The organism is Pseudomonas sp. AC172, from assembly GCF_979258595.1.
On record NZ_OZ409868.1, the window covers coordinates 2,555,661 to 2,571,841 of the forward strand.

2 protein-coding genes (1 of these 2 only partly in view) are annotated in these 16,181 nt (G+C 63.7%); both read right to left on the minus strand.

Going from position 1 to position 16,181, the window contains the following annotated elements; genetic code table 11:
* Positions 1–3,058, minus strand: the 5' end (the start) of a protein-coding gene (locus tag ACZ0A4_RS11410; RefSeq protein ID WP_463574751.1) for a non-ribosomal peptide synthase/polyketide synthase. The gene continues 14,789 nt to the left of window position 1, outside the view; the window shows 3,058 of its 17,847 coding nt (coding positions 1–3,058); the start codon lies at positions 3,056–3,058; its stop codon lies beyond the left edge, outside the window.
* On the minus strand, positions 3,055–16,071 hold the full coding sequence (locus tag ACZ0A4_RS11415; RefSeq protein ID WP_463574753.1) for an amino acid adenylation domain-containing protein: 13,017 nt from the start codon (positions 16,069–16,071) through the stop codon (positions 3,055–3,057). The genes ACZ0A4_RS11410 and ACZ0A4_RS11415 overlap by 4 nt, the downstream gene beginning before the upstream one ends.
* Positions 16,072–16,181 lie beyond the last annotated feature (110 nt).

Here is a 16,181-nt window from a genome sequence, read left to right on the forward strand (position 1 = left end):
GGCTCAGCAGTTGCGCGCGCAACTCGCCGACCGGCAGCGCTTCAACCTGTGCTTGTTCGGTGAAATACGCCACCAGTCGTGGCTGGCCGGGCTGATCTTCGCGGGCCAGCAGCACGGCTTCCTGAATCCCCGGCAACTGATTGAGGCAGGTTTCGATTTCCCCCAGTTCGATGCGCACGCCACGGATTTTCACCTGATCGTCGTTGCGACCCAGGTATTCGAGCGTGCCGTCCTCGCGCCAGCGCGCAAGATCACCGGTGCGATACATGCGCGCGTTCGGCAGGCGGCTGAACGGGTCACGCAGAAAGCGCTCGGCGGTCATTTCCGGTCGATTGAGGTAACCACGAGCGACACCCGCCCCGCCGACGTACAGCTCGCCCGCCACGCCCATCGGCACCGGACGTTGCTGCTCATCAAGCAGGTACACCGTGGCGTTGCTCACCGGTTGACCGATGTGCAATGCGTCGCCGCTGTCGACCCGTCCCGATGTCGCGACCACCGTGGCCTCGGTCGGGCCATAGTTGTTGATCACGTCGAAATGCTGGTTGCGATTGAACTGGCGCAAGCGGTCACCGCCGATCAGCAGCGTGCGCAGCGTCGGGTGTTCGAGGTTCTGGCTGAAGGCGTATTCAGCCACTGGCGTCGGCAGAAAGCTCACGTCCAGCGGTTGCGCCTGCCACCACGCCAATAGCGCGTCGATGTCTTCATTGCCATTGTGGGTCGGCGCCAAGTGCAAGGTCGCGCCTGCGCACAGGGCCGGCCAGACTTCCCAAGCCATCGCGTCGAAACCGAAACCGGCGAGGCTTGAGGTGTGGCGACCGGCGCACAGGTCGAAGGCCGTGCAGTGCCAATCGACCAGGTTGTTCAAGGTGTGATGCTCGACCATCACGCCTTTGGGCAGGCCGGTAGAGCCGGAGGTGTAGATCACGTAGGCGAGGTGTGAGGGAGTCAGGCCCGGCACGTGCGGGTCGAGCGTGCAGGTCAGTGGCCAGGTGCAGCGGTCGAGGTCGATCACCGGCACGTCCAGCGCCGGCAAGCGCTCACGCAGATCGGTTTGGGTGAGGACGACCACCGGCGCGCTGTCACCGAGCAGATAGTTCAAGCGCTCGGCCGGGTGTGCCGGATCGACCGGCACGTAACCGGCGCCGGCCTTGAGAATAGCGACGAGCCCGATCAGCGTATCGAGCCCCCGGCGGGCGACGATGGCCACGCGGTCGTCGGGTTTTACCCCGCGCTCGATCAGGTGATGCGCCAAGGCATTGGCGTGGCGGTTCAACTCGGCGTAGGTCAATTGTGCGCCGGCAAACACAGCTGCCAGCGCTTCCGGCCGCTCGGCAACCTGGGCTTCGAAGCGTTGCTGAAGGGTCTGAGCCGGCGGGAAACTCATTTGTGTAGCGTTGAAGCCGACCAGCACTTGCTCAAGCTCCGCTGCCGGCAGAACCGGCAACTGATTGACCGGCGTTTGCGGCGCCTGCTCGAGTGCCAGCAGCAGATTTTCGAGTGCGCAGTGCATGTAGGCGCAGATCCGCTGCGGGTCGATTTGCGTGCTCGCCAGCAACGTCAGACTGAACGCGTCGCCGAAGTCGTCAACGCTCAGGGTAAGCGGATAGTTGGTGCGCTCCTCGGAGTGCAGGGTGGCAATGCCCTCCCACGCCGCGAGCGTTTCAGCGCTGGCCGTGGTGACGTTGTGGCTGTGGCGGTAGTTGAGCAGCGTGCTGAACAGCGGCGTCGGTGCGACCACGTTGCTGCAGCGCTGGGCCAATGCCAGCGGCGCGTATTCATGGCGCATCAGTGAGGTCAGCCGCGCATGGGTCGCGTTGACGGTGGCACGCACGTCGGCGCTGTCGACATTCACCCGCAACGGCAAGGTGTTAATGAAAATCCCTAGCGCGCGGTCAATGGCTTCGGCGCCCTGCATGCGCCCCATCAGCACCGTGCCGAACACCACCTGCTGCTTGCCGGTCAACGCTGCCAGCACCTGCGCCCAACCGAGGTGAAACAGGCTCGCGGCACTCACCCCGAGCTGGCGTGCCTGGGCGCGCAAGCGCTGGCCCAGCAGCGGCTCGATCGGCTGGCTCAATTCGGCAATCTCGCTGCCGTCACCTTGCACGTCTTGCAAACCGTACGGCAACGTCGGCTCGTCGATGTCGCCAAGCATGTCGCGGAAAAACGCCTCATGCTCGGCCTCACTGACACCCAGACGCGCCTGCGCCACGTAATTGCGAAACGGCACCGGCCGCCCCAACAACTCGCGCTGGCCGCTGAGGCAGGCGCGCATTTCATGCCGCACCACGTCGAGGGCCGAGTGGTCGAGGGCCATGTGATGGAACAGCAAGGTGGCGATCACTCGCTGTCCGGCCTCGTCCCAGGCATGGGCCAGACGCATGAGAGGCGCGCGGCTGACGTCGAGGCGAAAGTGTCGGGCGTCGAAACGCTCGTGCAGGTACGCCAGCACATCGCTGTCAGCGTCAGGCACCACGACCTCTTCCACGGGCAGTTCGGCGCGACGCCAAACCACCTGCACCGGAGCGTCCAGGCCTTGCCAGTGCACCGAGGTGCGCAGAATGTCGTGGCGATCGATCACCGTTTGCAACGCTTGCGCGAACGCCTGAAAACGTTCGCGGCTGGCGAAGGCGAATTGCGACTGCATGACATACGGATCGCCTTCACCGCCACTGACGTGATGATAAAGAATGCCTTCCTGCAACGGCGCCAGCGGGTAGATATCCTGGACATTCACCGCGCCGCCGGGCACTTGCGCCACGAGGTGGTCGATACTGGCCTGATCCAGCTCGACCATGGTCAGCATCGACGGAGTGATCAGCGTGGCGTCGGCCGCGATGCCGTTGGCCGGTACTTCGACCTGACCGGCCTTGGTGGCCGAGTATTGCCCGGCCTTGATCAGTTCGATCAGCGCCGGTTTATGTTCACGCAACAGCGCCAGCAATGCCGGATCGCTCAAGGCCTGCTTGTTGCCGTTCACCCGCAGCTGATCATCGGTCACCGCCAACTGAATGTCTTTTGCCTTCAGGGTTGCCAATAGTTCGAGCACATTCACAGGACGATCTCCATTCTTTCCGTAATTGCGGCGTAGCCGGCCAGGGTCGGTTGTTCGAACAACGCCCTGACATCGGCTTCCATGCCTTCCTGACGTAACCGGCCGATCAGACTGACCGCCAGTAATGAGTGACCACCCAGTTCAAAGAAGTGGTCGTGGCGCCCTACCCGTTCGACGTTGAGCAGTTCGGCCCAGAGCCGTGCGAGGGTGATTTCGACGTCACCGACCGGGGCTTCGTATTCGCGTGTTTTCAACGATTGCTGATCCGGTGCCGGCAGCGCCTTGCGGTCGAGCTTGCCGTTGGGGCTCAGTGGCAAAGCGTCGAGATGCACAAACACCGCAGGCACCATGTAGTCCGGCAAATTTTCCAGCAGTTGAGCGCGCAGCACGTCGATTTCCAGGCGTTCACCGGTGTAATACGCGACCAGACGTTTGTCGCCGGGCACGTCTTCACGGGCGACCACCACGGCCTCCTGCACACCTTCGATCCGGGCAAGCCGCGCCTGAATTTCGCCCAGCTCAATGCGCAGACCGCGAATTTTCACCTGATCATCGTTGCGCCCCAGATATTCGATGTTGCCGTCCGCCAGATAGCGGGCGACGTCACCGGTGCGATACATCCGCCCGTTGGCCTGGAACGGATCGTCGAGGAAGCGCTCGGCACTTAGCTCAGGTCGGTTCAGATAACCGCGCGCCACCTGCACACCGGCGATGTACAACTCGCCGATCACGCCTTGCGGCACCGGTTGCTGCTGCGCATCGAGGATGTAGAGGCGGGTGTTGGCGATCGGTTTGCCGATCGGCGTGTTGTCCGGGGTCTGCTCGACAGGCCCGGCGCAGTTCCACGCGGTCACATCGACGGCGGCTTCCGTCGGGCCGTAGAGGTTATGCAACTCGCTGCCCGTCAACTGAAGTTTGAAACGTCGCACCAGACTGCCCGGCAACGCTTCACCGCTGCACATCACCTGACGCAGGCTGTCGCAGCGTGTGGTGTCGCTGTTGGCGAGGAACACATCGAGCATCGACGGCACAAAGTGCAGCGTGGTGATGTGTTCGCGCTCGATTACATCGCTGAGGTATTGCGGATCCTTGTGCCCGTCGGGCCGCGCCATGACCAGGCGTGCGCCGGTCATCAACGGCCAGAAGAACTCCCACACCGACACGTCGAAGCTGAACGGGGTCTTCTGCAACACCGAATCGGCAGCGGTCAGGCGATAGGCGTCCTGCATCCACAGCAAGCGGTTGACCACCCCGGCATGCTCGTTGACCACGCCTTTCGGTTGGCCCGTGGAGCCGGAGGTGTAAATCACGTAGGCGCTGTGTTGTGGTGTCAGCGCCGGGATCTGCGGATTGTCTGCGGACAGGGATTGCCAGGTGTTCTGGTCGAGATCGACCGCCCTAATATCCCCCAGCAACTCGCGGGTCGCCCTGTGCACCAACACCACGGCCGGCGCGCTGTCCTCAAGCATGTAGGCCAGACGCTCCGGCGGATAGGCCGGGTCCAGCGGCACATAAGCGGCGCCAGCCTTGTTGATCGCCAGCAGGCCGATGACCATTTCCAGGCTGCGTTCGACGCAGATCGCCACCCGTGAATCCACTTGCACGCCGAGGCTGATCAAGTGCCGGGCCAAGCGGTTGGCGCGCTCGTTCAGTTGCGCGTAGCTCAATGTCTGATCGTCGGCGACGACGGCCAATGCCTGTGGCGTGCGCCGCACCTGCGCCTCGAACAGGCCGTGCAGCGTCTGCTGCACATCGTAATCGACGTCGGTGGCATTGAGGCCGAACAGCAACGTCTGCCGCTCTTTGTCCGACAACACCGTCAGGCGATTCAACGCTTGCTGTGGGGTGTGCTCCAAGGCTTCAACCAGCGCGGTCAGCGCGTTGTGCATGTACTGACCGATGCGTGCTGCACCGATGCGCGACGGCGTCATCACTGTCAGTTCAAAACCGCTGCCCAGATCGTCGACGTTGAGGGTCAACGGGTAATTGGTGCGCTCCTCGCCGGCAAGGGATTCGATGCCCTGCCAGGATTCACGCTTGGCGTTCTGACGGGCCTCGCTGTCGCTATGCCGGTAATTGAGCATCGCACTGAACAGCGGCGACGGCGCCGCGATACCGCTGCAACGCTGGGCCAGCGCCAACGAAGCATGTTCGTGCGCCAACAGCGCACTGAGCCGCGCATGCGTGGCCTTGACCCCGGCGCGCACGTTGCTTTCGTCAACATCCACACGCAATGGCAAGGTGTTGATGAACATGCCCAACCCGCGATCCGCGCCCGCCCCGCCCTGCATGCGGCCAAGCAGCACCGTGCCAAAGACCACGCGTTCCTGACCGGACGTTGCCGCCAGCACCCGCGCCCAGGCGAGATGGAACAAACTGGCGACGCTGACACCGAGCAACCGCGCCTGACTGCGCAGTCGCTGCGCCACCACGGCGGGCAGCGGCTGGCAGACCTCCTCGATGTCATTACCGTCGCCATGCACATCGTGCAGGCCGAACGGAAGCGTCGGTTCGTCGATGTCGCCGAGCATTTCGCGGAAGAATGCTTCGTGCTCTTGTTCGCTGACGCCAAGGCGAGTCTGTGCGACATAATTGCGGTACGGCACAGCGGCCACCGGCAATCGTTCATCGCCGCGCAAAATGGCCTGCATTTCTTCGCTGACCACCGCCAGCGCGGTGTGGTCCATGGCAATGTGGTGGAACAACAGTATGGCAACCACGCGCTGATTGTCCGGGTCGAGCGCATACACCAGACGCATCAGTGGTGCCTGATCCAGCTCCAGACGCCAGTGCCGCGCATCGAAGCGCGCCCGCAGTTGCTCGATGGCTTCACCCTGCGCGGGCTCCAGCGCCACGGCTTGTACCGGCAACTCGGCACGCCGCCAGACCACTTGCACCGGCGCCGCCAGCCCTTGCCAGACGATGGACGTGCGCAGAATGTCGTGGCGCGTCATGACCTGGCGCAGCGCGGCAGCGAACGCCTGGAAACGCTCGAGACTGTCGAATGCCAGACACGATTGCAGCAGGTACGGATCGCCTTTCACGGCGCTAAGGTGGTGATACAAAATCCCTTCCTGCAACGGCGCCAGCGGATAAATGTCCTGCACATTGGCCGCGCCACCCGGCACCGTAGCGACGATGCGCTCGATGCCGGCCTGATCCAGTTGCAACAGCGGCAGCATGTCCGGGGTGATGTGAATGCAATCGGCTGCAATCAGGTTCTCCGGCACTGCAACCTCACGCCCACTGCCCACCGCAGCCGCCAGTGCGGCCAACGTCGGCTGGCTGAAGAGCACACGCACATCGGTGCTCAGATCGACCTGACGCATGCGCTCGATCAGCGTCACCGCCAGCAATGAATGCCCGCCCAGTTCGAAGAAGTTGTCGTGACGGCCGACCTGTTCGACGTTCAAGACGTCCGACCATATCTGCGCCAGCGCGATTTCCACCGAACCTTGCGGCGCGGCATATTCGCGGCTCAGCCACGCCGTTTGATCCGGCTCCGGCAACGCCTTGCGGTCGAGCTTGCCGTTGGCCGTCAGCGGCAGTGTTGGCAGGCGCACGTAAGCGGCGGGCACCAGGGCTTGCGGCAATTGCGTTTGCAGATGATTGCGCAAGTCCTCGATCTCGACGCTCAGGCGCTCGGTGAACCACGCCAGCAACTGGCCGTCGCGCACCAGCACCACGCAATCCTGCACGGCTTCGTGAGCGCTCAACGCCGCTTCGATTTCGCCCAACTCGATGCGCACGCCGCGCAGTTTGACCTGATCATCGTTGCGTCCCAGATACTCGATTGTGCCGTCGGCGAGCCAGCGCGCGAGGTCACCAGTGCGATACATGCGCGCCTGCGGTTCGTCGCTGAACGGGTCGTCGAGGAAGCGCTCGGCAGTCAACTCGGGGCGATGCAGATACCCCCGCGCCACACCGGCACCGCCGACATACAACTCTCCCGCAACGCCGACCGGGACTGGACGCTGCTGGTCGTCGAGCAAGTAAATCTTCGCGTTGGCCATTGGCCGACCGATATGCAGCACCTGCCCGGCCTCGACCGCGCCGGAGGTGGCAACCACCGTGGCTTCGGTCGGGCCGTAGTTATTGATCACCGCGAAGGTCTGCTCACGCGAAAACTGGCGCAGTTTGTCGCCACCGATCAACAGCGTGCGCAAGGTCGGGTGGCCGAGGTCGCGACTGAACGCATATTCGGCAACCGGCGTCGGCAGGAAACTCACCTGTAACGGCTGCGCACGCCACCATTCCAGCAACTCATCGAGGTGCTCGTTGCTCACCGATTGAGGCGGTAGGTGCAGGGTCGCGCCCACGCACAACGCCGGCCAGACCTCCCACGCCATCGCATCGAAACCGAACCCGGCGACACTCGACGTGTGGCTGCCGGCGCGCAGGTCAAAGGCCTCGCAGTGCCAGTGCACCAGGTTCTCCAGCGTCGCGTGTTCGACCATCACGCCCTTCGGCTGGCCGGTGGAGCCGGAGGTGTAGATCACGTAGGCCAGATGTGCCGGGGTCAGCGTCGGTACTTGCGGATTGCTCTCGGACAACTGCTGCCAGGTGGGATTGTCCAGATCAATCAGCGGTACGGCGCCGAGCAAATCAGCCGTCGCAGCCTGGGCCAGCACCGCCATCGGCGCGCAGTCCTGCAACAGATAAGCGATGCGTTCCGCCGGATACGCTGGATCGACCGGCACATAACCGGCCCCAGCCTTGAGGATCGCCAACAACGCGACGAGCATGTCCGGGCCACGGCGCAGACACACGGCAATGCGGTCATCGGGCTGCACGCCGAGCCCGAGCAAGTGATGGGCCAGGCGATTGGCGCGCTGATTGAGCTGAGCGTAGGTCAGTTGCCGGGCGCCCTGAACCACTGCCAGTGCCTCCGGCCGCTGCTCGGCCTGAGCCTCGACCAGGCGGTGAATCGTCGCGCCACGCGGATAGGCCGCTGAATGTTGGTTGAAGCCGACCAGCAAATGCTCGTATTCCGCCACCGAAAGCACCGGCAAACGGTTGAGCGGACGCTGCGGCGTCTCTTCCAGTGCCGTCACCAGATGTTCGAGCGCGGTGTGCATGTAATTGCAAATCCGTTGCGCACCGATCTCGGCGAGCGCCAGCACATTGAGGGCAAAGCCTTCGCCCAGATCATCCACCGACAAGGTCAGCGGATAATTGCTGCGCTCCTCACCGCCCAGCATGCGCACGCCCTGCCAGATCCCCTGGTTGTCGCGCGGCTGTTGTTCGGCGGCGCTGTGTCGATAGTTGAGCAAGGCGCTGAACAACGGTGCGGAACCGCCCATTGCAGTGCAACGCTGGGCCAGCGCCAGCGACGCGTGTTCGTGGCCGAGCAACGCCGTCAGCCGCGCATGGGTGGTTTTCACCCCGGCACGCACGCCTTCAGCGAGATCAACGCGCAGCGGCAAGGTATTGATGAATACCCCGAGCGTGCGGTCGGCGCCCTCCCCGCCCTGCATCCGCCCCATCAACACAGTGCCAAAGACCACGTCGCAGCGGCCGGAGACCACGCCCAGCACCTGCGCCCAGGCCATGTGCATCAGGCTCGCCGGGCTGACGCCCAATTGCCGGGCGTGCTCACGCAGGCGCAGATTGAGCCCGGCATCGACCGCTTGCAGCGCTTCTTCGATGCCACGCCCGTCGCCCTGAACATCCTGCAGACCGAAGGGCAAGGTCGGCTCGTCGATATCGCCGAGCATCTCGCGGAAGAACGCCTCATGTTCCTGCGCATCGGCGCCCAAGCGCGCCTGCGCCACGTAGTTGCGGTACGGCATCGGCGGCGTCAGCGTGTCGATCTGATCGAACATCAATGCGTGCATTTCCCGGCCGATCACGTCCATGGCGGTGTGGTCGAGAATCGAGTGATGGAACAGCACGATGGCGACGACTTGCTGTTGCGCCGGATCCTCGGCGTAGACCATGCGGATCAGCGGTGCCTGATTCAGATCGAGGCGGAAATGCCGGGCATCGAAACGCGCGTGCAGCTGTTCGAGGATATCGCCGTCCTGTGGATCAAGCGGCACTTGCTGCACGACCATCTGCGCCTGCCGCCAGACCACTTGCTGCGGGCTGGGCAAGCCTTCCCAGACCACGCTGGTGCGCAGAATGTCGTGACGGGCGATGACCTGCTGCAAGTGTGCGGCGAAGGTCTGTAAACGTTCGCGGTTGTCGAAAGCCAGACGTGATTGCAGCAGATACGGATCGCCCTGCCCGGCACTCAAATGGTGATAGAGGATGCCTTCCTGCAACGGCGCCAGCGGATAGATATCCTGCACATTGACGGCGCCGCCCGGCACCGTGGCGACGATGCGTTCGATGCTGGCCTGATCGAGTGTGGTCAGTGTCAGCATGTCGGGGGTGATGTGCGTGCAATCGGCTGGAATCAGATTGGCCGGCACGTCGATTTCCCGGCCACTGCCCAAGGCCCGCGCCAGCGCGGCCAGGCTCGGTTGGTTGAACAGCACGCGCACATCGGCGCTCAGACCGGCCTGACGCATGCGCTCGATCAGGCTCACCGCCAACAGCGAATGACCGCCGAGTTCGAAGAAGTTGTCGTGACGACCGATCTGTTCGATGTTGAGTACGTCGGCCCAGATCTGCGCCAACGCCATTTCGACCAAGCCTTGCGGCGCTTCATATTCACGGCTGAGCCACGCGTCCTGATCCGGTTCGGGCAAGGCCTTGCGGTCGAGTTTGCCGTGGGCGGTCAGCGGCAGGCTGTCGAGCCGCACATAGGCAGCCGGCACCAACGTGTCCGGCAGTCGCGCTTGCAGATGGCGGTGCAAGTCGCCGATCTCGACCTGCTCGATGTCAGTGAACCACGCAACCAGACGCCCGTCGCGCACCAGTACCACGCATTCGCGGACCGCGTCATGAGCGCTCAACGCGGCTTCGATTTCGCCGAGTTCAATGCGTACACCGCGCAGTTTCACCTGATCGTCGTTGCGCCCCAGGTATTCGATATTGCCGTCGTCCAGCCAGCGCGCGAGGTCGCCGGTGCGGTACATGCGTGCGAGCGGCTCGTCGCTGAACGGGTCGTCGAGGAACTGTGTGGCGGTCAAATCCGGGCGATTCAGATAGCCGCGTGCAACCCCGGCGCCACCGACATACAACTCGCCCTGCACACCGGTCGGCACCGGCTGTTGCTGGCGGTCGAGCAGATAAACCCGGGCATTAGCGATTGGCCGGCCAATGTGCAAAACCCGCCCGGTTTCGATGCGCCCGGACGTCGCGACCACCGTGGCTTCGGTCGGGCCGTAGTTGTTTATCACATCGAACGTCTGATCACGCGGGAACTGGCGCAACTTGTCGCCACCGATCAGCAGCGTGCGCAGGGTTGGATGGCCCAGTTCACGACTGAAGGCATATTCGGCCACCGGGGTCGGCAAAAAGCTCACTTGCAACGGCTGCGCACGCCACCATTCGAGCAGTTCATCAAGGTGTTCATTTTTGATCGAGGGCGGTGGCAGATGCACGGTCGCGCCGACACACAGCGCTGGCCAGACTTCCCAGGCCATGGCATCGAAACCGCAACCGGCAACACTGGCGGTGTGGCTGCCAGCGTGCAGATCGAAGGCTTCAGCGTGCCAGTGCACGAGGTTTTCCAGGGTGCGGTGCTCGACCATCACGCCTTTCGGCTGCCCGGTGGAACCCGAGGTGTAGATCACGTAGGCGAGATTCGCCGGGGTCAGCCCCGGCCGTTGCGGGTTGTTGTCCGGCAAATGCTGCCAGTCGCTGGCATCCAGATCGATCACCGGCACTCTGCCAAGCAGGTCACGCGTCGAGGCCTGCGCCAGCACCGCGATCGGGTCGCTGTCCTGCAACAGGTAGACAATGCGTTCTGCCGGATAATCCGCATCGATCGGCACGTAACCCGCGCCGGCCTTGAGAATCGCCAGCAGTGCGACGAGCATGTCCGGCCCGCGACGCAGGCACAGCGCAACACGATCGTCGACTTGCACGCCGAGGCCGATCAAGTGATGAGCGAGACGATTGGCGCGCTGGTTCAGTTCGCGGTAGCTGAACTGTTGCTCAGCCTGCACCACTGCCAACGCTTCGGGATGCGCCAAGACTTGCGCTTCAAAGAGCCGCGGCACTGTCTGCGCGGGCGGGTATTCCCGACCGCTGATGTTGAAGCCAACCAGCACGCGCTGCCGCTCGCCCGGCGACACGATCGATAGCTGCTGCAACGGTGCCGTCGGCGTGTACTCCAGCGCCGTGACCAGACTGTGCAGCGCGGTTTGCAGGAAATCACAGACCCGCGCGCCATCCACCTGCGGCACGGCCTGCACGCTCAGACGGAACCCTTCGCCGAGGTCGTCGACACTGACCACCAACGGATAGTTACTACGCTCGCGCGAGCTGAGAATCTGCACGCCGTCCCACGTTACAGCGGCCGACTCCGGCGTACTGTGGCGGTAGTTGAGCAAGGTGCTGAACAGCGTCTGCGCACCGCCAACACCGCTGCAACGCTGGGCCAGCGCCAATGACGCCTGCTCATGGCCGAGCAACTGCGCCAGACGCGCATGCGTGGCACGCACGCCGTGTTCTACCGCATCAGCACCGACGCTGACGCGTAACGGCAAGGTGTTGATGAACATGCCCAGCGCCCGATCTGCACCTTCTCCGCCCTGCATGCGCCCCAGTAATACAGTGCCGAACACCACGTCTTGCTGGCCGGAAACCTGCGCCAACACCTGAGCCCAGGCCTGATGCACCAGGCTGGCAACGCTGACACCCAGCCGCCGCGCCTGCTCGCGCAGACGTTGGCCCAGGTCGGCGTCCAGCTCTGATTGGCTGTCGAGGATGGCGCTGCCGTCGCCGTGCACGTCCTGCAAACCGAAGGCCACGGTCGGTTCGTCGATATCGCCAAGCATCTCGCGGAAGAACGCTTCGTGGGCCTGATCATCGGCGCCGAGCCGCGCCTGCGCGACAAAGTGGCGGTATTGCACCGGCGGCGGCAGGTCGCTGCTGCGGCCGAGCATGACGTCGTTCATTTCCGCGACCAGCACGTCCAGCGCGGTGTGATCGAGGACGATATGGTGCAGCAGGAGAATGCCGATCCAGCGCTGGTGCGGCTGATCTTCGGTGTAGACAAAGCGCATCAGCGGCGCGCGATTGAGGTCCAGACGATAGTGGCGTGGATCGAAACGCGCCTGCATCTGCTCCAGCACGTCGCCGTCGAGTTCATCGGCATCGACGCGCTCCAGCGCCAGTGGCGCCTCACGCCACACCACTTGCACCGCCTCTTCCAGCCCTTCCCAGACAATGCCGGTGCGCAGAATGTCATGGCGCTCGATCACGCCGTTCAAGGCACGAACGAAGTCTTTGATCTGCGCCAGACCGTCGAACGCAAATTGCGCCTGCAACACATAGGGATCACCGGCACTGGTCGCCAAGTGGTGATAGAGAATCCCCGCCTGCAACGGCGCCAGCCCATAGATGTCCTGCACATTGGCGATGCCGCCCGGTACGCTGGCAACCACGCGGTCGATCGCGGCCTGATCGAGATGGGCCAGCGGCAGCATGGCCGGGGTAATGCGCGAGCAACCCGCCTCGATCAGATTGTCCGGCACGACGATGACGCGTTCGCTGCTCAAGGTCGCCGCCAGCGCTGCCACACTTGGCTGACCGAACAGCACGCGCACGTCGCAATGCAAATCCTGTTGGCGCATGCGCTCGATCAGCTTCACCGCCAGTAACGAATGCCCACCGAGTTCGAAGAAGTTGTCATGGCGACCGACCTGCTCGACTCCGAGTAACGTCTGCCAGAGATCGGCAATCAGGTTTTCCACGGCACCGACCGGCGCTTCGAAACCACGGTGGGCGAAGGCCTCGCTGTCCGGTGCCGGCAAGGCTTTGCGGTCGAGCTTGCCATTGGTGGTCAGCGGGAAGGCTTCCAGGCGAACGAACGCGCTCGGCACCATGTAGTCGGCCAACGTGGCCAGCAAATGATCACGCAACTGCGCCACGTCAGGCGCGGCGCCGACGTCGGCGTCGGCCAGCCAGTAGGCAACCAGACGCTGATCACCGGGGCTGTCCTCACGGGCAATCACCACGGCTTCGCGCACGCCTTCGCAACTAGACAGACGTGCCTCGATCTCACCCAGCTCAATGCGGAAACCGCGAATTTTCACCTGATCGTCATTGCGGCCGAGATATTCGAGGCTGCCATCCGCCGCCCAACGTGCAAGGTCGCCGGTTTTATACAACCGCGCCTCGGCGTTTGCGCCAAACGGATCATTGATAAAACGCTCGGCCGTCAGCGCTTCGCGATTCAGATAACCGCGCGCCAGCCCGGCGCCTCCGACGTACAGCTCACCGATCACGCCGACGGGGACCGGCTCGCGCAGAGCATCGAGGACATACAGTTGCAGGTCGGGAATGCGCACGCCTATCGGGCTGACACCGAGCAACTGCGCGTCGGCGGCTTGCAGCGGGCGATAGGTCACGTGCACCGTGGTTTCGGTGATGCCGTACATGTTCACCAGCCGCGTTCCGGCATTGCCGACCCGTGCGTACCAAGGTTTGAGCAGACCCGGCTCCAGCGCTTCGCCACCGAAAATCACTTCCCGCAAGGAGTGCTGCAACCGACTGCGACCCTGCGCGGCGATGAGTTGGCGGAACGCACTCGGCGTCTGGTTGAGCACGGTCACGCCGGTTTCGCAGAGCAATGCATAGCAGTCGTCCGGCGCGCGGCTGACGGCTTGCGGGACCAGTAGCAATTGCCCGCCGAAAGCCAATGCGCCCCAGATTTCCCACACCGAGAAGTCGAACGCGAAGGAATGGAACAGCGCCCAGGTGTCCTGTTGATTGAACTGAAACCAGTCATGGGTGGCAGAAAACAGCCGCGCCACGTTGCGGTGCTCGACCATTACGCCTTTGGGCAGACCCGTGGAGCCTGAGGTGTAGATCACGTACGCCAGATGCGTCGGGGTCAGCTCGGGGATCTGCGGATTGCTGTCGGGTTCGGCCTTGAAGTGAGCGCTGTCGAGGTCGATCTGCGGCACGTCGAGAGCGGTCACGCGATCACGGGTCGCCGCCTGCATCAGCACCGCTGCCGGGGCGCTGTCCTCCAAGGTGAAGCTGATTCTGTCGAGCGGATAGGCCGGATCGATCGGCACGTAACCGGCGCCCGCCTTGAGCACGCCGAGCAGGCCAATGATCATCTGTGGGCCACGCTCGACGCAGATGGCCACGCGGTCGTCAGGGCGAATGTTCAGCGCCAGCAAATGGTGGGCGACCTGATTGGCGCGACGATTGAGTTGGCCGTAGCTGAGCGTCTGCCCTTCGAAGATCAGCGCCGTGGCGTCCGGGCGGGCCATTGCATGGGCTTCGAATTGCTGGTGGATCAGCGGGGTGGCGGGGAACTGCGTCAGCGGCAAATTGCTGCCGTGCAGCAGGTGCTCGCGTTCGCTGGCGGGGAGGATTTTCAGCGCTTGCAGCGCCACATCGGCACTGGATTGCAGGGCTGCCGCCAGACTCTCCAGCGCCGTATTCAGGTACGCGGCCATGCGCTCGGCACCCAGCGCCGCATCCGCCAGTGCGGTGATGCGCAAGTCTGCGCCGAGGTCATCGATGTTGATGGTCAACGGATAATTGGTGCGCTCACGCGCGCCGAGCACCTGCACACCGGGGGCAATGTCGACCACGTCAGCGACTTCTTCGGCACTGCTGTGCCGGTAGTTGAGAATCGCGCTGAACAGCGGCGTCGGCACCGCGACGGCGCTGCAGCGTTGCGCCAACGCCAGCGAAGCCTGCTCATGCGCCAGCAGCGCGGTCAGGCGCCGATGGGTCGCCCGCACGCCGGCACGCACGTTTTGCTCGCCGACATCAACGCGCAGCGGCAAGGTGTTGATGAACATCCCCAACGCCTGCTCACCGCCCTCGCCCGCGTCCATCCGCCCCAGCAGCACGGTGCCAAACACCACCGCCGTGCGCCCGGACAATTGCCCCAACACCCGCGCCAAGGCCAGATGCGTCAGGCTCGCGACACTCACGCCGAGCTGCCGCGCCTGCTCGCGCAACTGCCGGCTCAAGCGGCTGTCGAGCATCAGCGAGGCTTCCTCGATGGCGTGGCCGTCACCCTGCACATCTTGCAAACCACAGGGCAGCGTCGGCTCGTCGATATCGGCGAGCATGTCGCGGAAAAAAGCTTCCTGCGCCTGCTCGTTGCCGGCACCGCGTGCATTGGCCAAGTGATCACGATACGGCACCGCCGCTGGCACCTGCGCAGTTTGCCCGAGCAGACAGGCCTGAATTTCCCGGCGCAGCACATCCAGCGCGACGTGATCCATGATCATGTGATGAAACAGCAACAGCGCAACGACGCGGCCCTGCGCAGGATCCTGCGCATAGACCATGCGCAACAGCGGCGCTTGCTGCATGTCGAGACGAAAGTGCTGCGGATCGTGACGTTCGAGCAGTTGCGTGAGCACGTCGGCACCACTGTCGACGCTGACTTCCTCACACACCAGCGGCGCCTCGCGCCAGACCACTTGCACCGCTTCATCGAGGTATTCCCAGACGAACGAGGTGCGCAGGATATCGTGGCGCTTGACCACCCAGCGCAGCGCGTCGGCGAAGGCGTCCAGCCGGTGCCGGCTGTCGAACGCGAAGCGTGCCTGCGAGATGTAAGGGTCGCCAGCAGCCGCCGAGAGGTGGTGATAGAGCATGCCCTCCTGCAATGCGGACAGCGGATAAATGTCCTGCACATTGGCGGCGCCGCCCGGCACGGTGGCGACGATGCGGTCCAGCGTGTCCTGATTCAGCTTTACCAGCGGCAGCATGTCCGGGGTGATGCGAAAGGCCGGGCTCAGCCAGTCACCGCCGTGTTCTGCAACCAGTTCCAGCAGTTGCGCCTTGTGCGCCGAGAGGCTGTCCCACAACGCGTCATCCAGCGCGTCGTCGCTGCCCAGAATGATCAGGTCTTCATCTTCCTGTTGAAGGCGGATCGCATGGGTGGAAATAACAGCCATCAGTTCGCTGAAATGCATGAGGTAACCTGCTGTAAATACGGAAAAAAGGAGCGCGCAGCAGCGAGTCCGTGCACGCGGCGCGCAGCCTGGAAAAACTAAAACATCGGGGCTTGGGTGTCTGACATGGG